The sequence below is a fragment of the Pseudonocardia hydrocarbonoxydans genome (assembly GCF_006539565.1).
Lineage (GTDB): Bacteria > Actinomycetota > Actinomycetes > Mycobacteriales > Pseudonocardiaceae > Pseudonocardia > Pseudonocardia hydrocarbonoxydans.
In genome coordinates this window covers 42772-63709 of sequence record NZ_BJNG01000016.1, presented here as the reverse complement: position 1 = coordinate 63709, position 20938 = coordinate 42772, and the positions used below count along the sequence as shown (strand labels likewise).

The following is a 20938-nucleotide window of genomic DNA, read 5'->3' as shown; positions in this document are numbered from 1 at the left end:
GGTGGGAGCCCTGGGCAGATGACGATCCTGGATCTCGACGAGGCGATCCTGGACCCGGCCGCGCTCGCGCCCGAGGTCCCGGTCCCGGAGGTCGACGGCGACGCGGTGGGCGACGGCCCGCTGCGCTCGGTGTCCATAGCGATGGCCGTGCTCGGCTGCTTCGAGCGGGAACGGGAGCTGGGCGCCACGCGGGTGGCGGCGGAGCTGGGCGTCGCGAAGAGCACGGCGTCGCGGATGCTGGCCGCGCTGGCGGCGTCGGGGATGCTGGAGCGCTCGCGCGCCGGGCGTTACCGGCTGGGCCTGCGACTGTTCGAGATCGGGCAGCTGGCCGTCGACCGGCTGATGCTGCGCGAGCTGGCCCTGCCGGTGCTCGGTGAGCTGCGGGAGGTGCTGCGCGAGACCGCCCAGCTCGCGGTGCCGGTGGGCGCCGACGTGCTGTTCGTCGACCGGCTGGAGGCCAGCGGCGCGGGCACGCTGTTCCACACCGAGCTCTACCGCCGCGGGCCGGGGCACTCGTCCAGCTCGGCGAAGGCGATCGCGGCGTACAACCCGTCGATGGCGCAGGCGATCCTGGACCGCGGGTTCGTGCGGCGCACGCCGTTCACCATCGTCGACCCGAACCGGTACCGGCAGGTGCTGCACCAGGTGCTCGTCGACGGCTACGCGGCCTCGCGCGAGGAGCACACGATGGGGATGTCGTCGATCGCGGCGCCGATCGTGCTGCGCCGCGGCGAGCGGACGGTGGCCGTCGCGGCGATCTCCGTGGTCGGCGGGACCTCGCGCGTGCTCGGAGCGCGCAAGGTCGCGGTCGTGCAGAGTGTCCGGAGGGCGGCGGCGTCGGTGTCCGCGGCCCTGGAGCGGTCACAGGAATAAGGAGCGCCATGACGCTGCAGGACTCCCGCCCCGTCGACTTCGAGCTCGCCTCGCGGTACCGCGCCGGGGCCGGGCCCGTCCTGCTGACGGGTGTCCAGGCCATCGCGCGGATGCTCGTGGAGCAGCACGCCGCCGACGCCGCGGCGGGCTTGCGCACCGCGTCGTTCGTCTCCGGCTACCAGGGCAGCCCGCTCGGCGGGCTCGACCAGACCCTCGCCCGCGCGGCGGAGCTGCGCGAGAACGCCGGGCTGACGCTGGTCCCGGGCGTCAACGAGGAGCTGGCCGCCACGGCGGTCTGGGGCAGCCAGGTCGAGGTGCCCGGCCACCCGCGCACCGTCGACGGGGCCGTCGGCGTCTGGTACGGCAAGGCGCCCGGCGTCGACCGGGCGGGCGACCCGCTGCGGCACGGCAACATGTGCGGCGCGCACCCCCGCGGCGGCGTCCTGGTCCTGGCCGGTGACGACCCGAGCTGCAAGTCCTCGACCATCCCGTGCATTAGCGAGCGCACCCTGGCCGGGTTCGGCCTGCCCGTCCTCTACCCGGGCACGGCGGAGGAGATCGTGCGGCTGGGCCGCTACGGCGTGGCGATGTCGCGGGCGTCGGGCATGTGGGTGGGCATGAAAATCACCGCCGACGTCGCCGACGGCCTGTTCACCGTCGACGGGTCGTGCGGCGACGTCGACATCACCGTCCCGGAGATCGAGTGGGACGGGAGGCCGTGGGAGTACCGGCAGTTCCCGATGCTCGCCCCGCCCGGCTCGCTGGAGGCCGAGGCGCAGATGTACGGGCCGCGCTGGGCGATGTTGCGGGCGTTCCTGGCGGCGAACCCGATCGACGTCGTGGAGGTGGCGGCGCCGGACGCGCGGATCGGTGTGGTGGCCGCGGGCAAGGCGTTCACCGACGTCCGCCAGGCGCTCGCCGACCTCGGGCTCGACGACGACGGCTGCCGCCGCGCGGGGATCTCGCTGCTGCGCCTGGGCATGGTGCACCCGCTGGACCGCGGGCGGCTGCGCGGGTTCGCGCGCGGGCTGGACACGGTGCTCGTCGTCGAGGAGAAGTCGTCGTTCGTCGAGGCCGCGGTGCGGGACGCCCTCTACGGGCAGCCCGACGCCCCCGCCGTCCTGGGCTCGACCGACGCCGACGGGCGACCGCTCGTCCCCGAGGCGGGGGAGCTGACGGCGGGCGCGCTGGCCGGGCCGCTGCGCCGCGTGCTGGCCGGGCGGGTCGAGCTGGCCCCGGAGCGGCGCGAGCCGCCGAAGCTGGAGCTGCTGCCCGTCGCCCGCACGCCGTACTTCTGCTCCGGCTGCCCGCACAACCGCTCGACGGTGGTGCCCGACGGCGCGGTCGCGGGCGGCGGGATCGGCTGCCACGCGATGGTGGCGCTGACGCACCGGCCGGCCAGCGAGGTCACCTCGATCACCCAGATGGGCGGCGAGGGCGCGCAGTGGATCGGCCAGTCGCCGTTCACCGAGGCCGGGCACATGTACCAGAACATGGGCGACGGCACGTTCGCCCACTCCGGGCAGCTCGCGATCCAGGCCTGCGTCGCCGCCGGTGTCTCGATCACCTACAAGCTGCTCTACAACCGCGCCGTCGCGATGACCGGCGGACAGGACGCCGAGGGCGGCCTGGAGGTGCCGCAGCTGGCCACCAAGCTGCTGGCCGAGGGCGTCCGGAAGATCATCGTGTGCGCCGACGAGCCGGAGCGCTACCGGGCCCTGTCCCCACTGCCGGCCGGGGTCGACCTGTGGCACCGCGACCGGTTCGACGAGGCGCAGCGCGTGCTGGCGTCGGTCGAGGGCGTGTCCGTGCTGGTCTACGACCAGCGCTGCGCCGCGGAGTCCCGGCGGCTGCGCAAGCGCGGGACGCTCGCGGTCCGGCCGACCCGCGTCGTCATCAACGAGGCGGTCTGCGAGGGCTGCGGCGACTGCGGGGTGAAGAGCAACTGCCTGTCGGTGCAGCCCGTCGACACCGAGTTCGGGCGCAAGACCCGCATCGACCAGACCTCCTGCAACACCGACTACTCCTGCCTCGACGGCGACTGCCCGTCGTTCGTCACGGTGGAGCTGCCGCCGGGGGTCTCGGCCACCCGCCCGGAGCGGCGCGAACCCCCGGCGGTCCCCGACGTCGATTCCCCGACCTCCGGCGACCTGTTCCTCGCCGGCATCGGCGGCACCGGCATCGTCACCGTCAACCAGGTGCTGGCCTCGGCCGCGGTCCGCGACGGGCGCGCGGTGCACGGCGTCGACCAGACCGGGCTCTCCCAGAAGGCCGGCCCCGTCACCTCGCACCTGCGGATCGCCGCCGACGCCGCGGCGCTCGGACCGGCCAACCGCGTCGGCGCGGGCACCGCGGGCGCCTACCTGGCCTTCGACGCCCTGGTCGGCGCCGACGGCCGCCACCTCGGCTACGCCTCGCCCGAGCACACGCTGGCCGTCGTCTCCACCGGCGCGGTGCCCACCGGCGCGATGGTGCGCGACGCCTCGGTCGCCGCCCCCGACGTCGACGCGCTGGTGGCCCGGATCGCCGGCACGTCCCGTGCAGTGGTGGCGCTCGACGCCCAGGCCGCCGCGAACGCCCTGTTCGGCGACGCCATGCCGGCCAACCTGCTCGTCGTCGGCGCGGCGTACCAGTCCGGCGCGCTGCCGCTCACGGCCGCGTCGATCGAGTGGGCGATCGAGCTCAACGGCGTGGCGGTCGCGGTGAACACCGCGGCGTTCCGCTGGGGGCGCGTCGCCGTCGCCGACCCGGCGGCGTTCGCGGCCGCCACCGGTTCGGTGGCAGCGCCCGCCCCGGCCGTGTTCGAGGACCTGGGCGAGCTCGCGGGGGAGACCCGCCGCCTGACCGGGATCCGGGCGGCGCAGCTCGTCGGCTACCAGGGCGTCCGCACCGCGCGGGCCTACGTCCGCGACGTGCAGACGGCGTGGCGGGCCGAGCGCGCGCTCGGCGACGACACCGCCTTCAGCGAGGCCGTCGCCCGCGGGTTGCACAAGCTCACCGCCTACAAGGACGAGTACGAGGTGGCCCGGCTGCTCACCGACCCGGCCTTCGAGGCGGCACTCGCCGCCGAGGTCCCCGGCGGCGAGCGGCGGCGCTACCGGCTGCACCCGCCGGTCCTCAAGTCGCTGGGTCGGCAGCGCAAGATCGCGTTCGGGCCGTGGATGCGGCCGGTGCTCGCCACGCTGGCCCGTGGCCGGGTGCTGCGCGGCACCCCGCTCGACCCGTTCGGCCGCACGGAGGTCCGCCGCCTGGAGCGCGAGCTGCGCGACGGCTACCGCGCCATGGTCCTGCGCCTCGCGGCCGGTCTGACGGCCGACAACCACGCCACCGCCGTCGCCGCGGCGCAGGCGGCCGACCTGGTCCGCGGCTACGAGGACGTCAAGCTGGCGAACGTGGCGCGCTACCGGGAGCGGCTGGCCGAGCTCGGCCTGTGACCCCGCCCGCGTCGGCTTGACGCGGGCGGGCGCGGCACTCCGGATCACCGGTGGACGGCCGCCCGCCGCGCCGGGCACGACGGGTGACCGCCGGGGCTGCTCCGTTCGCCGGTACCGCGGCCTCCGCGCGCCGTCCGGACCGGTCACCGGGTGACGCCGACGGGGGACGGGCCGGGTCGCTGCGGTGAACGGACGGGGGTTCACCCGGCGTGTCGGGCCGGACACGCCGTTCCTGCCGCTCGGCGCGCCCCGTGGGCCGACGACCTCAGTTCCGCACCGCCCGGGGTTCCGGGCGGCCGGGCTCGGTTAACGTCGTCTCGGATCGATAACGGCCCGGTCACAGCACCGGACGACGGACCGCACTCCCCAGCGGTCCGCCCGCCCCCCGACGGGAACGTCCCCGGGCCGCGACGATCCGGAAGGAAAAGGTTGTGTCTCGGCACCGCTCCCCCCAGCGCCGTCGCACACACCTCGCGCTCCCGCTGCCGAGCTCCCCGGCGGCAGCGGGAGCCGGTGTGGCGGCGGGTCGCTCCCTCGCCCTGCCCGACTCCGTGTCCGGCCCCACCCGGCTCGTCGCGCTCGCCGTCGCCGGCAGCGCGCTCGCCGCGGCCGGGCAGATGGCGCTGTCCCAGGCCCTGCCCGCCGCCGCCGACGGGGCCAACGTCCTGCGCGTCGGCCTCGGCGAGCTGCTGACGCCCGGTGCGCCCGTCGCGCAGGCGGCCCTCCCGCTGGTCGCCCAGCCGGTCCCGGCCGTCGCCCCGGTGGCGCCCGAACCGCAGGTGGTCGGCGCGGCCGACCTGGTGAAGGCCGCCGAGGTGCAGCGCGTCGCCGCCGAGCAGGCCGCGCGGGCCGCGGAGGAGGCGCGGCTGGCCGAGGAGGCCAGGGTCGCCGAGGAGGCGCGCCTCGCCGAGTCGGCCGTCGCGTCGGTCGCCGGGGGCGTGCAGATGGTCGTCGGCCGGATCACCTCCGGGTTCGGCGCCCGCTGGGGCACCTCCCACCAGGGCCTCGACATCGCCGCCCCGATCGGCACCCCGATCCGGGTGCCGCTCGACGGCACCGTGATCGACTCCGGCCCGGCCAGCGGCTTCGGCCAGTGGGTCCGGGTGCGCCACGACGACGGCACGGTCACCGTCTACGGCCACATCAGCCGCTCGCTGGTGAGCGTGGGCGAGTCGGTGTCGGCGGGCGAGGTCATCGCCGAGGTCGGCAACGAGGGCCGTTCCACCGGCCCCCACCTGCACTTCGAGGTCGTCACCCCGGGCGGCACGAAGGTCAACCCCCGCCCGTGGCTCGACGAGCGCGGGATCGGCCTGACCTAGCCCGAGAACGCCTCCAGCGCCCGGATCTTGTTGGTGACGTCGAGCGCCGCCACCTTGTAGGCCTCCGACAGCGTCGGGTAGTTGAGCACCGTGTCCACCAGATAGTCGACGGTGCCGCCGCACCCCATGATCGCCTGGCCGATGTGCACGAGGTCGGTGGCGCCGGAGCCGAACACGTGCACGCCGAGCAGCGTGCGGTCCTGCGTCGAGACCAGCAGCTTGAGCATCCCGTAGGAGTCGCCGACGATGGCGCCCCGTGCGAGCTCGCGGTAGCGCGAGACACCGACCTCGTAGGGCACCGAGCCCGCCGTCAGCTCCTCCTCGGTCCGGCCGCAGTAGGAGATCTCGGGGACGGTGTAGATGCCGATCGGCTGCAGCTCCTGCAGCTCGCGGACCGGTTCGTCGAACGCGTGGTAGGCGGCGAGGCGGCCCTGGTCCATGCTCGTGGCGGCCAGCGCGGGGAACCCGATGACGTCGCCGACCGCGAAGATGTGCGGCACCGAGGTGCGGTACCGGCCGTCGACGCTGATGCGGCCGCGCCGGTCGGCCTGCAGCCCGGCCTTCTCCAGGTCGAGCTCGTCGGTGACGCCCTGGCGCCCCGCCGAGTACATGACCATGTCGGCGGCGATCCGCTTCCCGCTGGCCAGGCTCGTGACGGTGCCCTTCGGCGTGATCTCGACCTTCTCCACCTCCTCGCCGAAGCGGAAGGTGACGGCCTGGTCGCGCAGGTGGAACTTCAGCGACTCGACGACCTCGGGATCGCAGAACTCGAGCATCCGCGGCCGCTTCTCGACGACCGTGACGCGCGTGCCGAGCGCGGCGAACATCGACGCGTACTCGATGCCGATGACCCCCGCCCCGACCACGACCATCGACCCGGGGACCCGCTTCATGTCCAGCACGCCGTCGGAGTCCATCACGTGGTCGGCGTCGAACTCCACCTCCGCGGGCCGCGCCGGGCGGGTGCCGGTGGCGATGACGATGTTCTCGGCGGTGACGGTGTTGTGGTCGCCGCGGGCCTCGCCCTCGACGGCGACGGTGTGCGCGTCGACGAACCGCGCGGTGCCCCCGAGCAGGTCGACGTGGTTGCGCATCAGCTGGTTGCGGATGACCTCGACCTCGCGGCCGACGACGTGCTGGGTGCGGGCCAGCAGGTCGGAGATGGTGATCTCGGACTTCACGCGGTAGCTCGCGCCGTACATGTCGCGCTGGGCGAACCCGGTGAGGTAGAGGACGGCCTCGCGCAGCGTCTTCGACGGGATGGTGCCGGTGTTGACGCACACCCCGCCCATCATGTGCCGCCGCTCGGCCACACAGACCCGTTTGCCCAGCTTGGCCGCCGCGATGGCGGCTTTCTGGCCTCCCGGTCCGGATCCGATCACCAGCAGGTCGTAGTCGTAGGCACCAGTCCGCTCGCTCACCGGGCCAGCGTCGCGGCCCGGCGCGCGGCGGGCAAGCGCGGGAGGTTAACAGTGCGCGGCGACAGTTCCGCGCCGGCGAGGTGCGGCTGTCCACATCGGGGGCTCCCGGCGCCCGGGCCGCCCCGCCGTCCACAGGATGTCGATCATGCGGTGGCGTCGGGCCGGGCCGGTCCCGACGCTGGCGCCATGACCTCCACCCCCGCCACCGCACCGACCCTGCTGCGCCTGGGCCACCCGGCCGACCTCGTCGCCGCCGTGCCCGTCGTCTTGGGCTTCCGGCCCCGCGAGTCGCTCGTGCTCGTCGCCACCGGGGGCCCGTCGGGCCGCCGCATCGGGTTGACGCTGCGCGTCGACCTGCCGCCCCCGGCGCACGTCCACGACGTCGTCGCGCACGCCGTGGCCACGCTCTGCTCCGACGACCCGGCCGGTGCCGCGGTCGTCGTCGTGGGGGCCCGGGCGCGGGGGCGCACCGACGTGCTCGACGCGGCGGCCGACCTGCTCGACGACCACGGGATCACGCTGCACACGGCGCTGTGGGCCGAGCACACCGACGCGGGAGGCCGGTGGGGCTGCTTCGGGGAGTGCGCGTGCACCGGGGTGCTGGCCGATCCGGCGGGCACCGAGTTCGCCGCCGCCGCGGTGGTGGCGGGCAGCGTCCTGCGCGGGAGCCGTGCGGAGCTCGAACGGCTCGTCGAGCCCGTCGACGGGGTACGGATCCGCCGCCGCGAGCGGCTGCTGGCCGCCGACCCTTTCGACGCCGCCCTCCCCGATGACGACGCCCGCCATCTCGCGGTGCTCGACACCGCCCTCGCCGACGCCGCCGCGGGCCGGTGCGTGATCGACGACCCCCGCGCGCTCGCCCTGGCCGCGGCGCTCACCCGCCCGACCGTGCGCGACGCGGTGCTGCTGCGCTGCGCCCGGGAGGCCCACCCCGGTCTCGCCGGCGGGGAGACGCTGTGGGCGGCGCTGTGCCGGGAGCTGCCCGACCCCGAGGCCGCCGAGCCCGCCGCGTTGCTCGCCGCCTGCGCGCTGCTGCGCGGGGAGGGCGCGCTGGCCAACGTCGCGCTCGACCGGGCCGAGCGCGCCTGGCCCGGGCACCGGCTGGCACGGCTGCTGCGGTCGGCCGCGTCGGTTCCGGTGCGGCCCGAGGAGCTCCGGGCGCACCTGCTGGGCACCGGCCGGTGAGCGGCTCAGACGGGGAGCCGCTCCTGGGCGAAGCGCCAGGCGTCGGCCACGATCGAGTGCAGCCCGGTGTGCGCCCGCGACCAGCCCAGCGTGGCGGAGATCGCGTCGCTGGAGGCCACGAGCACGGCCGGGTCGCCGTCGCGGCGGGGTGCGGCCACCGCGGGGATCGGGTGCCCGGTCACCTCGCGGCAGGCGTCGATGACCTCGCGCACCGAGAAGCCGGTGCCGCTGCCCAGGTTGTAGATCGCGTGGGTGCCGGGCGTGGCGTGGGCGAGCGCGAGCAGGTGCGCCGAGGCCAGGTCGTCGACGTGCACGTAGTCGCGGATGCACGTGCCGTCGGGGGTGGGCCAGTCCTCGCCGTAGACCTGCACCGACTCGCGTTGCCCGGCGGCCACCTGCAGCACGATCGGGATGAGGTGGGTCTCGGTGCGGTGCCGCTCGCCGTAGCGCCCGTGCGCGCCGCCCACGTTGAAGTACCGCAGGCTCACCGCGGCCAGCCCGTGGGCGTCGGCGTAGGAGGTGATGGCGTGGTCGATGGCCAGCTTGCTCGCGCCGTAGGGGTTGGTCGGGCGCGCAGGCGCGTCCTCCCGGATCGGCACCTGCTCGGGCTCGCCGTAGGTGGCGGCGGTGGAGGAGAACACCAGCCGCGGGGTGCGGTGGGCGCGGATCGCCTCCAGCAGCCGCAGCGAGGCCACCACGTTGCCGGTCCAGTAGCGCTCGGGGTGCTGCACGGACTCGCCCACCAGCGAGCGCGCGGCGAAGTGCAGCACGCCGTCGAAGCCGGCCGCGAGCACGTCACCGGACGCCTCGCCGACCTCGCCCTCCACGAACTCCGCGCCGTCGGGCACGGCGTCGCGGTGGCCGGTCGACAGGTCGTCGAGCACGGTGACGTCGTGGCCCGCGGCGAGCAGGTGGGCGGCGCACACGCTGCCGATGTAGCCGGCGCCGCCGGTGACGAGCAGCTTCACAGGACTCCTCAGGGGACGGGGTGGGGGCGAGCACACCGTCCCACGACCGGACTACCTCGCCCGCACCAGCACCGCGTGCGCGATGAGGGGGGCCACCGACGAGCCCTCGCCCTCGGAGGTGACCGGCACGGCGTCACCGAAGCGGGAGATGGAGTGCACCTCCACGTCGTGGCCGGGCACGATGCCCGACCCCTTCAGCTCCGCCATCAGCGTGGCGTCCATCTGCACGTGCTCGGCGATCCGCCGCACCTCCACGGTGCCCCCGCCGCGGCGGGCGAACTCGTCGAGCCGCTGCAGGCCCACCTCCAGGGTGGGCGGCCCACCGGGGGCGGTGCGGTGCTGCGCCAGCTCGTCGAGGCCGGGGATGGGGTTGCCGTACGGGGAGATCGTGGGGTTGTCGAGCAGGGCCACGAGCTTGCGCTCCACGGCGTCGCTCATCACGTGCTCCCAGCGGCACGCCTCGGCGTGCACCAGCTCCCACTCCAGACCGATCACGTCGGTGAGCAGGCGCTCGGCCAGGCGGTGCTTGCGCATCACGGCCACGGCCCGCGAACGGCCCGCGTCGGTCAGCTCCAGGTGGCGGTCACCCGCCACCACCACCAACCCGTCGCGCTCCATGCGCGCGACGGTCTGGCTCACGGTCGGGCCGCTCTGGCCCAGCCGCTCGGCGATCCGTGCCCGCAGCGGCACGACGCCTTCCTCCTCCAGCTCGTAGATCGTGCGGAGGTACATCTCGGTGGTATCGATGAGCTCGTTCACACTCGGCCCCTTCGTCGTCGTCCATCGTATCCGGGCAACGCACCCGCGGTCGTCCCGCATCCCGGACCGTGCGGCGGGCAGGATGGTGTCGTGCCTGCACCGACGAGCCCGCTGATCCGTCCCGCCGCGCTGGCCGCCCTCCTCGCCGCGCCGTCCGGGGAGCCGCGTCCGGTCGTGATCGACGTCCGCCGCCCGCCCGTGGCGGGCCCCGCCGGACCTCCGGGGCGCGAGGAGTACGCCGCCTCCCACGTCCCCGGGTCGGTGTACCTCGACCTCGACACCGACCTCGCGTCCGCGCCCGGGCCGGCCGGGAGGCACCCGCTGCCCGAGCCGGGGCGCCTGCAGGACGCGCTGCGCGGCGCCGGGGTGCGCGACTCCTCGCACGTCGTCGTCCTCGACCACGGCGACGTCACGATGGCCGGTCGGGCCTGGTGGCTGCTGCGCTGGGCCGGGCTCCCGGCCGACCGGGTGCAGGTGCTCGACGGGGGCTGGGCGGCATGGGTGGCCGCCGGGCTCCCGGTCATCGACGCACCGACCCCGCCCGTCGCGGGCGACGTGGTGGTGCGGCCCGGGGCCATGCCGGTGCTCGACGCCGACGGGGCCGCGGCCGTCGTCGAGGCGGGCGGGGTGCTCGTCGACGCCCGGTCGGGCCCGCGCTTCCGCGGCGAGACCGAGCCGCTCGACCCGGTGGCCGGCCACGTCCCCGGCGCGGTGAACCTCCCGGCCGCCGAGCTGTCCGGCCCCGACGGGTTCTGGCCCGGACCCGGGCGGATGGCGGAGCTCCTGGCCGCGCTGGGGGTCGGCGACGGCACCGCGGTGGCCGCCTACTGCGGGTCGGGCGTCACGGCCGCGGCGCTGGTGCTCGCCGTCGAGCACGCCGGGCTGCGCCCGGCCGGCGACCCGGCCGCGCTCTACGTCGGGTCGTGGTCGAACTGGTGCGCGCTCGGGCGGCCGGTGGCCACCGGCGACGCACCCGCCTACGGTCGACGGTCATGAGCCCCCGCACCTCGGTGGTCTGGACGCCGGACTTCCTGAGCTACCAGCTCTCCGACGACCACCCCCTCAACCCCGTGCGCCTCGACCTGACGATGCGCCTGGCCGAGCAGCTCGGCGTCCTCGACGGGGTCGAGACGCTGGTGCCGGAGCCGGCCGCCGACGAGGACCTGCTGCGCTGCCACACCCCGTCCTACCTCACCGCCGTGCGCAGTGCGCCGCACGAGCCGTGGGGTGTCGGGCACGGGCTCGGCACCGACGACAACCCGATCTTCCTGGGGATGCACGAGGCGAGTGCGCTGATCGCGGGCGGGTCGCTGCTCGCCGCGCGCACCATCGCCGAGGGCCGGGCCGACCGCGCGGTCAACCTTGCCGGCGGGCTGCACCACGCCATGGCCGACCGCGCCGCCGGGTTCTGCGTCTACAACGACTGCTCGATCGCGATCGCGTGGCTGCTGGAGCAGGGCTACGAGCGGATCGCCTACGTCGACGTCGACGTCCACCACGGCGACGGCGTGCAGGCCGCCTTCTACGACGACCCGCGCGTGATGACGATCTCGATGCACCAGCACCCGCTGACGCTGTGGCCGGGCACGGGATGGCCGGGGGAGTACGGGAAGGGCGACGGCGCGGGCTACGCGGTCAACGTCGGGCTGCCGCCGGGCACGGGCGACGCGGGCTGGCTGCGCGCGTTCCACGCCGTGGTGCCCTCGCTGCTGGAGTCGTTCCGGCCGCAGGTGCTCGTCACCGAGTGCGGGGCCGACACCCACGCCGACGACCCGCTGGCCCACCTCGAGCTGTCGGTCGACGGCCAGCGGGCGATCTACCACTCCCTGCGCGACCTGGCCGAGCGCACGGCCGGGGGAAAGTGGCTGGTGCTCGGCGGGGGCGGCTACTCGCTGTTCCGGGTCGTGCCCCGCTCGTGGACCCACCTGCTGGCCACCGCCCTCGACCGCGACGTCGACCCGGCCCGCCCGCTGCCCGCCGAATGGGTCGCCCACACCGCGGGCCTCACCCGCCACGCGCTGCCCACGGCGATGACCGACGGGAAGGACCCGGCGTTCGTCCCGTGGGGCGACGTCGCGGAGCGGGTCGACACCGCGATCCTGGAGACCCGCCGCGCGGTGTTCCCGCTGCACGGACTCGACCCCGACGACCCGCGCGACTGACGCGGCCACGGAGAAGACCCGCGATGACCCGCTCCCCGGGCGCCCCGCCGACCCCGGCCGACGCCCCGCCCCCGACCGACGACCCGCCCCCGACCGACGACCCGCCCCCCGCCGACGACACGGGGCCCCCGCCGGTCCCGGGGTACCCCCGGCACTGGGAGGCCGACGTGGTGGCCTCCGACGGCGGGATCGTGCACCTGCGCCCGATCCTGCCCTCCGACGCCGACGCGCTGCTGCGCTTCCACGAGAGCCTGTCCGAACGCACCCGGTACCTGCGCTTCTTCGGCCCCTATCCGCGGATCTCCGCGCGCGACCTGGAGCGGTTCACCGTCGTCGACCACCGGGCGCGCGTCGCGTTCATCTGCCTGCTGGGTGACGAGATCATCGCCGTCGGGCGGTACGAGGGCCTGCCCGGCGACGGCGGGCCGGGTGGCACGGACGGCACGGCAGGCATCGACTCGGCGGAGGTCGCCTTCGTCGCCCGCGACACCCACCAGGGCCGCGGGCTCGGGTCGATCCTGCTCGAGCACCTCGCGGCCGCGGCGCGGGAGAACGGGCTGCGCCGCTTCGAGGCCGAGGTGCTGGTCGAGAACCACGCGATGGTGCGGGTGTTCCGCCAGGCCGGCTACCAGGTGAGCCGGGCGTTCGCCGACGGCGTGCTGCACCTGGAGTTCGACATCGACCCCACCGAGAAGTCGCTGGCCGTGCGCGACTCCCGGGAGCAGCGCGCCGAGGCCCGCAGCGTGTACAACGTGCTGCACCCGCGGTCGGTGGCGGTCATCGGGGCCTCCACCGACCCGTCGAAGATCGGCCACGCGGTGTTCGCCAACCTGCTGCGCGGCAACTTCACCGGCCCGGTGTACCCGGTCAACTCCGAGGCGCGGTCGGTGCGCGGGGTCCGGGCGTACCCGTCGGTCACCGACATCCCCGACGACGTCGACCTGGCCGTGGTCGCGGTGCCCGCCGCGGGCGTCGACGAGGTGATGGACTCCTGCCTGGCCAAGGGGGTGAAGGCCCTCGTCGTCGTCAGCGCGGGGTTCGCCGACGTCGGCGTCGACGGTTCGGGGGCCCAGCGCCGCCTCGTCGAGGAGGCCCGCGCGCACGGCATGCGGGTGATCGGTCCCAACGCGCTCGGCGTGGCCAACACCGACCTGGACGTGCGGCTCAACGCCACCCTGGCCCCGACCCTGCCGGGCCGCGGGCGCGTCGGGTTCTTCTCCCAGTCCGGCGCGTTGGGCATCGCCATCCTGGCGGCGGCCAAGGAGCGCGGCCTGGGCCTGTCGACGTTCGTCTCGGCGGGCAACCGGGCCGACCTGTCGGGCAACGACCTGCTCCAGTACTGGCAGACCGACCCGGCCACCGACGTCGTGCTGCTCTACCTGGAGACCTTCGGCAACCCGCGCAAGTTCGCCCGGCTCGCCCGGCGCCTGGCCCGCACCAAGCCGATCGTGGCCGTCAAGAGCGGGCGGCACTCGGCGCCGATCGCGGCGCACGCCGAGTTCTCCGCCCCGATCGACGACGCCAGCGTCAAGGTGCTGTTCGAGCAGGCCGGCGTGATCCGGGTCGAGACGCTGTCCGAGCTGTTCGACACCGCCCTGCTGCTGGCCTACCAGCCGCTGCCCGAGGGCCCCCGGGTGGCGGTCGTCGGCAACTCCACGGCGCTGGGCCTGCTGGTCACCGACGGCCTCCTGGACTCCGGGCTCGACCCGGCAGGCGACGCCGTCGACGTCGGAGCCGCCGCCGGCCCGGCGGAGTTCGCCGCGGCGGTGGCGGCCGCGGTGGCCGACGACCGGTGCGACGCGCTCGTCGCGGTGTTCGTCCCCCCGATCGCCACCCCCGGCGCCGAGTACGCCCGCGCGCTGCGCGAGGCGGTGTCCGGGTCGGGCAAGCCGGTCGTGGCGGTGTTCCTGGCCGTCGAGGGGGTGCCGGCCGAGCTCGCCCTACCGGGCCCGGACGGCTCGCCGGGGCCCGGTTCGGTGCCGAGCTTCCCGAGCCCGGAACGGGCGGTGGCCGCACTGGCGCGCGTCTCGCGCTACTCGCGGTGGCGCGCCCGGCCGGTGGGGGAGTTCGTCACCCCCGAGGACATCGACCTCGACCGGGCCCGCGAGCTGGTCGCCGGGTTGCCCGCGGGTCGGCTCGACGACGGGTCGGCGGTGGCCCTGCTCGGCTGCTTCGGCATCACGCTGACACCGTTCCGCCGGGCGCGCGGTGCTGCCGAGGCGGCCGAGGCCGCCGACGAGCTCGGCTACCCGGTGGCGATCAAGGCGGTCGGCGACCGGTGGCGGCACCGCACCGACCTGGTCGGGGTGCGCCTGGACATCGGCACCGGCGACGACGTCCGCCGCGCCGTCGACGACCTGGTCGCGCTCACCGGTGACGACGAGGTCTACGTGCAGCGGATGGCGCCCCGGGGCACCTCGTGCGTGCTGGAGGTCGTCGAGGACCCGTCGTTCGGGTCCCTGCTGTCCTTCGGGCTGTCGGGGGTGGCCACCGAGCTGCTCGGCGACCGCGCGTTCCGGGTGGTGCCGGTGTCCGACCAGGACGCCGCCGCGCTCGTCCGCGGCCCGCGCGCGGCCCCGTTGCTCGCCGGCTACCGGGGCAGCGAGCCCACCGACCTCGCGGCACTCGAGCAGCTGGTGCTGCGGGTGGGCAAGATCGCCGAGGAGCTGCCAGAGGTGCGCACCCTCGCCCTCGACCCGGTGCTGGCCTCGGCGGCCGGCGCCTTCGTCACCGGTGCCCGGGTCGTGCTCGGCCCCCCGCCCACCCGCAACGACGGCGGGCCCCGGCGGCTGGGCTGATCCGGGCCCGGCGCCCGAGGCGCGCCCCTCCCGGGCACCCACGCGCACCTGCGGGTACCCACGCGCACCGTCGACGGTGCGCGTGGGGCCCGACGGTGCGCGCGGGCCGCGGGCCGCGGGCCGCGGGCCGCGGGGAGGGGCGTCCGGCGTGCCGCGCGGTGTGCCGGGCGCGGAGTGTCAGGAGCGGCGGAAGCCGATCTGCAGGGTGGGGGCGCTGACCTCGGAGAAGAAGTCGTTGCCCTTGTCGTCGACCACCACGAACGCGGGGAAGTCCTCCACCTCGATCTTCCAGACCGCCTCCATGCCCAGCTCGGCGTACTCCAGGACGTCGACCGAGCGGATGCAGTCCTGCGCCAGCCGGGCCGCGGGGCCGCCGATCGAGCCGAGGTAGAACCCGCCGTTCGCCGCACACGAGTCGGTGACCTGCTGCGAACGGTTGCCCTTGGCCAGCATCACCAGCGACCCGCCCGCGGCCTGGAACTGGGCCACGTAGGAGTCCATGCGTCCCGCGGTGGTCGGGCCGAAGGAGCCCGAGGCGTAGCCGGTGGGGGTCTTGGCCGGGCCGGCGTAGTAGACGGGGTGGTCGCGCAGGTAGGCGGGCATCTCCTCACCCGCGTCGAGCCGCTCGGCGATCTTGGCGTGGGCGATGTCGCGGGCGACGACCAGCGGCCCGGTGAGCGACACGCGGGTCTTCACCGGCAGCGCCGAGAGCTGCTCGCGGATCTCGGACATCGGGCGGTTGAGGTCGACGCGCACGACCTCGTCGGACAGGCCCTCGTCGGTGGTGTCGGGCAGGAACTGCGCCGGATCGCGCTCGAGCTGCTCCAGGAACACCCCGTCGGGGGTGATCTTGGCCTTGGCCTGGCGGTCGGCCGAGCAGGACACCGCGATGCCGACGGGCAGCGACGCGCCGTGGCGGGGCAGGCGCACCACGCGCACGTCGTGGCAGAAGTACTTGCCGCCGAACTGGGCGCCGATGCCGAACTGCGCCGTCAGCTCCAGGACCTGCTTCTCCAGGTCGTGGTCGCGGAAGGCGTGCCCGAGCTCGGAGCCCGCCGCGGGGAGGTTGTCCAGGTAGCGGGCCGAGGCGAGCTTGGCGACCTTGAGCGTGTACTCCGCCGACATCCCGCCGACGACCACCGCGAGGTGGTAGGGCGGGCAGGCCGCGGTGCCGAGCGAGCGCAGCTTCTCGTCGAGGAACGCGGCGAGCTTCTTCGGGTTCAGCAGCGCCTTCGTCTCCTGGTAGAGGAAGGTCTTGTTGGCGCTGCCGCCGCCCTTGGCCATCGTCAGGAACTCGTACTTCGGCGCCTGCCCCGGCACCGAGTACAGCTCGACCTGCGCGGGCAGGTTGGTGCCGGTGTTGCGCTCGTCCCAGAACGACGTGGGCGCCATCTGCGAGTACCGCAGGTTGAGCGTGTCGTAGGCCTCGAAGATGCCGCGCGAGACCGACTCCTCGTCGGCGCCGCCGGTCAGCACCGTCTCCGTGCGCTTGCCGATGACGATCGCGGTGCCGGTGTCCTGGCACATCGGCAGCACGCCCCCCGCGGAGACGCACGCGTTGCGCAGCAGGTCGGTCGCGACGAAGCGGTCGTTGGGCGAGGCCTCGGGGTCGTCGACGATCGCGCGCAGCTGGGCCAGGTGCGAGGTACGCAGGTAGTGCTGGATGTCGTGCACCGACTCGCGCACCAGTGCGGTGATGGTCGCCGGCTCGATCTCCAGGAACGTGCGGCCCGCCGCTTCCACCACCCGACCCGGCGGGAGGTCGAGCCGCCGGTACTCGGTGGTGTCGGGGCCGAGGGGAAGCACCTCTGTGTGGTGGAAGTCAGGCACGGAGGGACGGTAACAAGTGGTCGGGAGGCCGGACCGGCCCCCGACCAGTCCGGCCCCCCGGGGGATTGCGCGGGGAGACCATGAGGTCCCCCGGCGCGGGGTCTCCGGATGGAGACCCTCCCCGAACGGGGAGGTCCCGTCAACCGCTGACGGGCACGGAGCGATTCAGTTAGCGTTGGCACATGCCTGGATCGATCCTCGGTACCTCCGTCCGCCGGGTCGAGGACCTCGACCTGATCACCGGGGCGAGCACCTACGTCGGCAACCTCGGCCTCGACGGGATGCTGCACCTCACCTTCGTCCGCTCCCCGCTGGCCCACGGCCACGTCACCGGCGTCGACACCGCCGCCGCGGCCGCCGCCCCCGGGGTCGTCGCCGTGTACACCGCGGCCGACCTCGACCTCCCCGCGCACCACGGGCTGATGGTGCTCAACCCCGATCTGCCGCGGCCCCCGCTGGCGACCGACCGCGTGCGGTTCGTCGGCGAGGCCGTCGCGGTCGTGGTGGCGTCCACGCAGGCCGAGGCGGTCGACGCCGCCGAGCTCGTCGAGGTCGACTACGACCCGCGGCCCGCCGCCGTCGACCCGGAGGAGGCGCTGGCCCCCGGGGCCCCGGTGCAGTACCCGGGCCGTTCCGACAACCTGGCGGGCGGGGTCCGCAGCGAGGGCGACCCGCTGGCCGACGCCGAGGTCGTGGTCCGGGCGCGGATGGTCAACCAGCGCCTCGCCGTCATGCCGATGGAGGGCAACGCGATCGCGGTGCGACCCGAACCGGACGGCGAGCTCACGATCTGGGTCTCCACCCAGATGCCGCACGGCTTCCGCACCCAGGCCGCCGCGCTGTCCGGGCTGGAGCCCGAGCAGGTGCGCGTGATCGCCCCGCACGTCGGAGGGGGCTTCGGCGGCAAGGCCGGGATGCTCGCCGAGCACACCACGGCCGTCGCCGTCGCCCGCGCGCTGGGGCGGCCGGTGCGCTGGGTCGAGACCCGCTCGGAGAACCTCGTCTCGATGCCGCACGGCCGCGGCCAGATCGCCTACTACGAGCTCGGGCTCACCCGCGCGGGCCGGATCACCGGCCTGCGGGCGCGGGTCGTCGCCGACTCCGGGGCCTACGCCGGGTTCGGCGGCGCGCTCGCGCTCGGCCCGACGTACACGATGAGCCAGGGCGTCTACGACATCCCGAAGCTCGGCTACGACGCCGCCGTCGCGCTGACGACCACCACCCCGATGGGCGCGTTCCGCGGCGCCGGCCGCCCGGAGGCCACCGCCCACCTGGAGCGGATCATGGACATGGCCGCCGCCGAGCTGGGCATCGACCCGGTCGAGCTGCGCCGCCGCAACCTGCTGGCCCCCGACGGCTTCCCGCACACCACGATCCCGGGCGCGCGCTACGACGTCGGCGACTACGACCTCCCGCTGCGCGAGGCGCTGCGGCTGGTCGGCATCGAGAAGGTGCGCGAGGAGCAGGCCACCCGCCGCGAGAACGGCGACCCGGTGCAGCTCGGCGTCGGGGTGTCCGTCTACGTCGAGATCACCGCGGGCGGTGGCGGCTCGGAGTTCGGCTCGGTCACGGTGCACGCCGACGGCACCGCGACGATCTCCGCGGGCACCTCCGGGCACGGCCAGGGCCACCCCACGGCGTTCGCGATGCTCGCGAGCGACCGCCTCGGCATCCCGATGGAGCGCTTCACCTTCGTCCAGTCCGACACCGCGGCCGTGCCGCGGGGGAGCGGCACCGGCGGGTCGCGGTCGCTGCAGCTGGGCGGCAACGCCGTCCTCGTCGCCGCCGACGACGTGCTGGAGCAGGCCCGTCGCCGGGCCGCGGCGCTGCTGGAGGCGGCCGAGGACGACGTCGAGCTGACCGAGGACGGCGAGTTCGGCGTCAGCGGCGTCCCAGGGGTCACCCTCACCTGGGCGCAGGTGGTCGGCGACCGCGAGATCCACGCCGGGCTCGACTTCCGCCAGGACGGGGCCACGTTCCCGTTCGGCGCGCACGTCTCGGTGGTGGAGGTCGACACCGAGACCGGGAAGGTCACGCCGCTGCGCCACGTCGCCGTCGACGACTGCGGGCGGGTGCTCAACCCGCTGCTGGTCACCGGGCAGCAGCACGGCGGCCTGGCCCAGGGCGTCGCGCAGGCGCTCTACGAGGAGGTGGTGTTCGACGCCGACGGCCAGCCGCTCACCGCCACGCTCGCCGACTACCGGATGCCGACCGCGGCCGACCTGTTCACCTTCGAGACCGCCACCACCGAGACCCCGACCCCGCTCAACCCGCTGGGGGCCAAGGGGATCGGGGAGTCGGCGACGGTCGGGGCCACCCCGGCCGTGCAGAACGCGGTGGTCGACGCCCTCGCCCCGCTCGGCGTCCGGCACCTCGACCTGCCCTGCACCCCCGAGCGGGTGTGGCGGGCGGTCCGCGACGCGCGGGCCGGCACGCTGCCGGACCCATGGCGGGAGCCGCCCGCGGTCTTCGCCACCCTGCCGGTCCGCGGCGCGCGGGCGGCGGCCCCGCAGGGCGGCGAGATCTAGGCGGCGAGATCCGGGCGGCCCGCGGGCGCCGGGTCGCGGCCGGGCGGCGGCTCACCGCACGGGGGTGGCGTCCCGGGGGGCCGTCGCCGTGCGCAGGCGCAGGCTCGCCAGCAGACCCAGCGTCAGGAACGCGCTCGCGGTCCAGGCCGCGGTGCGGGCTCCGTCGGTGAGGGCGGCCCGGGCGGCGTCGGCCACGGCCGCGGTGGCCGGGTCCGCGGCGAGCCCGGCGATGGCCCCGCCCGCGCTCTCCCGCACGGCGTCGACCAGGTCGGGCGCGCCGCCCAGACGTTCGGTGAGGCTGCGCCCCAGCTCGGTGAACAGCACCGTCCCCAGCACCGCGATCCCGAGGGCGGACCCGAGCTCCTGCGCGGTGGTCTCGGTGCCGGAGGCCTGCCCGCTCGCGGACGCCGGCACGTCGGCGAGCACCACGTTGCCGAGCTGGGCCGTGGCCAGGCCGACGCCGAAGCCGTACACCGCCAGCGCCGGGACCGTCGCCCACCACGGCGTGTCGACGGCGATGACCGAGGCCAGCCAGGAGACCCCGGCCAGCTCGAAGACCAGCCCGAGCTGCACGGTCCGCGCGGCGCCGAACCGGTCGGTGAGCACCCCGCCCACCCCGCCCGCGACGAAGGACGCCAGCGCCAGCGGCAGCAGCGCCACACCGGTCTGCAGCGCGGTGTAGCCGAGGGCGTTCTGCAGCCACAGCGGCAGCGCGAAGAGGATGCCGAACTGGCCGAGCGAGACCGTCAGGGCGGCGACGTTGCCGCGCCGGAAGCTGGGTATGGCGAACAGCGCCAGGTCCAGCAGCACGACCCGCCCGGCGGCGGCCCGGCGCCGCTGGTGGGCCACGAAGCCGGCGGCGAGCACCGCGGACAGCGCCAGCAGGTAGGGCACCGGGGACAGCGGCCCGGGCCACCAGTCGCCGACCGGCTCGCGCACCGCCCACCAGCCCAGGGTGCGGCCCTCGATCAGCGCGAACACCAGTGCCCCGGCCGCGCCGGCGGACAGCAGTGCGCCGCCGACGTCGATTCCGGGCCGGGCGTCGCCGTCGCGGGACTCGACGACGAAGGCGAGCAGGCCGGCCACCACCAGCGCGCCCAGCGGCACGTTGATGCCGAACGCCCAGCGCCACGACGCCTCGGTGGTGAGCCACCCGCCCAGCAACGGGCCGACGGCGGCCATCCCGCCGATCGTGGAGCCCCAGACCGCGAACGCGACGCCGCGCTCGCGGCCGGTGAACGTCGCGTTGATCAGCGACAGGGTGGCGGGGAAGATCGCCGCCCCGCCGACGCCCTGGAGCATCCGGGCGGCGATCAGCAGGCCGGGCGTGGGGGCGAGGGCGGCGAGCACGCTCGCGGCGACGAACACCCCGATGCCGACGACGAGCAGTCGCCGCCTGCCGATGCGGTCGCCGATCCGCCCGCTGGTCAGCAGCAGTGCGGCGAAGACCAGGGTGTAGGCCTCCTGGACCCACTGCGCCTGCGTGGCGGTCGCCCCGAGGTCGGTGATGATCGCCGGCACGGCGACGTTGACGATGGTGACGTCGATGATGACCAGCGACACCGCGAACGCGATCGCGACGAGGCCGTACCAGCGGTACCGGTCGCGGGCCGGTGGGCGCTCGGTGGACGGCGGCGAGGGGTGCATGGAATCCTCCGGTT

At 75.3% G+C, this 20938-nt stretch carries 13 protein-coding genes; 8 read left to right on the top strand and 5 right to left on the bottom strand.

What is annotated here, in order from left to right; genetic code table 11:
* Positions 1-18 precede the first annotated feature (18 nt).
* The 3 genes from PHY01_RS10095 (at position 19) to PHY01_RS10085 (ending at position 5626) form a co-directional block, all read left to right on the top strand.
* Positions 19-873 carry an IclR family transcriptional regulator gene (locus tag PHY01_RS10095; protein WP_141278312.1) on the top strand — a complete coding sequence of 285 codons (855 nt, stop codon included), beginning with the start codon at positions 19-21 and terminating at the stop codon, positions 871-873.
* An 8-nt stretch (positions 874-881) separates the two neighbouring features.
* The gene (locus tag PHY01_RS10090; protein WP_141278311.1) at positions 882-4307 is read left to right on the top strand and encodes an indolepyruvate ferredoxin oxidoreductase family protein; all 3426 of its coding nucleotides are present in this window, start codon (positions 882-884) and stop codon (positions 4305-4307) included.
* A 515-nt stretch (positions 4308-4822) separates the two neighbouring features.
* Positions 4823-5626 (top strand): M23 family metallopeptidase, encoded by an 804-nt coding sequence (locus PHY01_RS10085; RefSeq protein WP_246085814.1) that lies wholly within the window; start codon positions 4823-4825, stop codon positions 5624-5626.
* Here the strand turns inward: PHY01_RS10085 and sthA are convergent.
* A complete protein-coding gene (sthA, locus tag PHY01_RS10080; protein ID WP_141278310.1) occupies positions 5623-7047 on the bottom strand; it encodes a Si-specific NAD(P)(+) transhydrogenase in 1425 nt (474 codons plus the stop codon). The genes PHY01_RS10085 and sthA overlap by 4 nt on opposite strands.
* A 186-nt stretch (positions 7048-7233) precedes the next feature.
* Between sthA and PHY01_RS10075 the strand changes: the two genes are divergently transcribed.
* Complete coding sequence (locus PHY01_RS10075) at positions 7234-8232, top strand: DUF4192 domain-containing protein (RefSeq protein ID WP_141278309.1); 999 nt, start codon at positions 7234-7236, stop codon at positions 8230-8232.
* Positions 8233-8237: 5 nt separating this feature from the next.
* On the opposite strand, the gene galE is transcribed toward PHY01_RS10075, so the two are convergent.
* Both galE and PHY01_RS10065 read right to left on the bottom strand, forming a co-directional pair.
* Complete coding sequence (gene galE / locus PHY01_RS10070) at positions 8238-9200, bottom strand: UDP-glucose 4-epimerase GalE (RefSeq protein ID WP_141278308.1); 963 nt, start codon at positions 9198-9200, stop codon at positions 8238-8240.
* 51 nt (positions 9201-9251) lie between these two features.
* Positions 9252-9959, bottom strand: coding sequence for an iron-dependent transcriptional repressor DtxR (locus tag PHY01_RS10065; protein ID WP_174824103.1), 708 nt, complete (start codon positions 9957-9959; stop codon positions 9252-9254).
* A gap of 90 nt (positions 9960-10049) precedes the next feature.
* On the opposite strand from PHY01_RS10065, the gene PHY01_RS10060 reads away from it, so the two are divergent.
* Genes PHY01_RS10060 through PHY01_RS10050 form a run of 3 tightly spaced genes read left to right on the top strand, consistent with a single transcriptional unit; the run spans position 10050 to position 14919 of the window.
* Positions 10050-10955: a sulfurtransferase gene (locus PHY01_RS10060; RefSeq protein WP_170183740.1), complete on the top strand. Its 906-nt coding sequence runs from the start codon at positions 10050-10052 to the stop codon at positions 10953-10955.
* Positions 10952-12121, top strand: coding sequence for an acetoin utilization protein AcuC (locus tag PHY01_RS10055; protein WP_141278306.1), 1170 nt, complete (start codon positions 10952-10954; stop codon positions 12119-12121). Before PHY01_RS10060 ends, PHY01_RS10055 begins: the two co-directional genes overlap by 4 nt.
* Before the next feature lie 23 nt (positions 12122-12144).
* Entirely contained in the window at positions 12145-14919 is a 2775-nt protein-coding gene (locus PHY01_RS10050) for a bifunctional acetate--CoA ligase family protein/GNAT family N-acetyltransferase (RefSeq protein WP_141278305.1), read from the top strand.
* A 177-nt stretch (positions 14920-15096) separates the two neighbouring features.
* Here the strand turns inward: PHY01_RS10050 and PHY01_RS10045 are convergent, their stop codons facing one another.
* Positions 15097-16749 carry a fumarate hydratase gene (locus tag PHY01_RS10045; RefSeq protein WP_141278304.1) on the bottom strand — a complete coding sequence of 551 codons (1653 nt, stop codon included), beginning with the start codon at positions 16747-16749 and terminating at the stop codon, positions 15097-15099.
* A 182-nt stretch (positions 16750-16931) separates the two neighbouring features.
* Between PHY01_RS10045 and PHY01_RS10040 the strand changes: the two genes are divergently transcribed.
* Positions 16932-19277 (top strand): xanthine dehydrogenase family protein molybdopterin-binding subunit, encoded by a 2346-nt coding sequence (locus tag PHY01_RS10040; protein ID WP_141278303.1) that lies wholly within the window; start codon positions 16932-16934, stop codon positions 19275-19277.
* Positions 19278-19328: 51 nt separating this feature from the next.
* Here the strand turns inward: PHY01_RS10040 and PHY01_RS10035 are convergent, their stop codons facing one another.
* The gene (locus PHY01_RS10035; RefSeq protein WP_141278302.1) at positions 19329-20924 is read right to left on the bottom strand and encodes an MFS transporter; all 1596 of its coding nucleotides are present in this window, start codon (positions 20922-20924) and stop codon (positions 19329-19331) included.
* Positions 20925-20938: the final 14 nt, after the last annotated feature.

What these genes read in the sequence shown, in the direction of transcription:
- PHY01_RS10095 (WP_141278312.1), top strand. Translation starts at nt 19, where the DNA reads ATGACGATCCTGGATCTCGACGAGGCGATCCTGGACCCGGCCGCGCTC.
- PHY01_RS10090 (WP_141278311.1), top strand. Translation starts at nt 882, where the DNA reads ATGACGCTGCAGGACTCCCGCCCCGTCGACTTCGAGCTCGCCTCGCGG.
- PHY01_RS10075 (WP_141278309.1), top strand. Translation starts at nt 7,234, where the DNA reads ATGACCTCCACCCCCGCCACCGCACCGACCCTGCTGCGCCTGGGCCAC.
- PHY01_RS10055 (WP_141278306.1), top strand. Translation starts at nt 10,952, where the DNA reads ATGAGCCCCCGCACCTCGGTGGTCTGGACGCCGGACTTCCTGAGCTAC.
- PHY01_RS10050 (WP_141278305.1), top strand. Translation starts at nt 12,145, where the DNA reads ATGACCCGCTCCCCGGGCGCCCCGCCGACCCCGGCCGACGCCCCGCCC.
- PHY01_RS10040 (WP_141278303.1), top strand. Translation starts at nt 16,932, where the DNA reads ATGCCTGGATCGATCCTCGGTACCTCCGTCCGCCGGGTCGAGGACCTC.
- PHY01_RS10035 (WP_141278302.1), bottom strand. Translation starts at nt 20,924, where the DNA reads ATGCACCCCTCGCCGCCGTCCACCGAGCGCCCACCGGCCCGCGACCGG.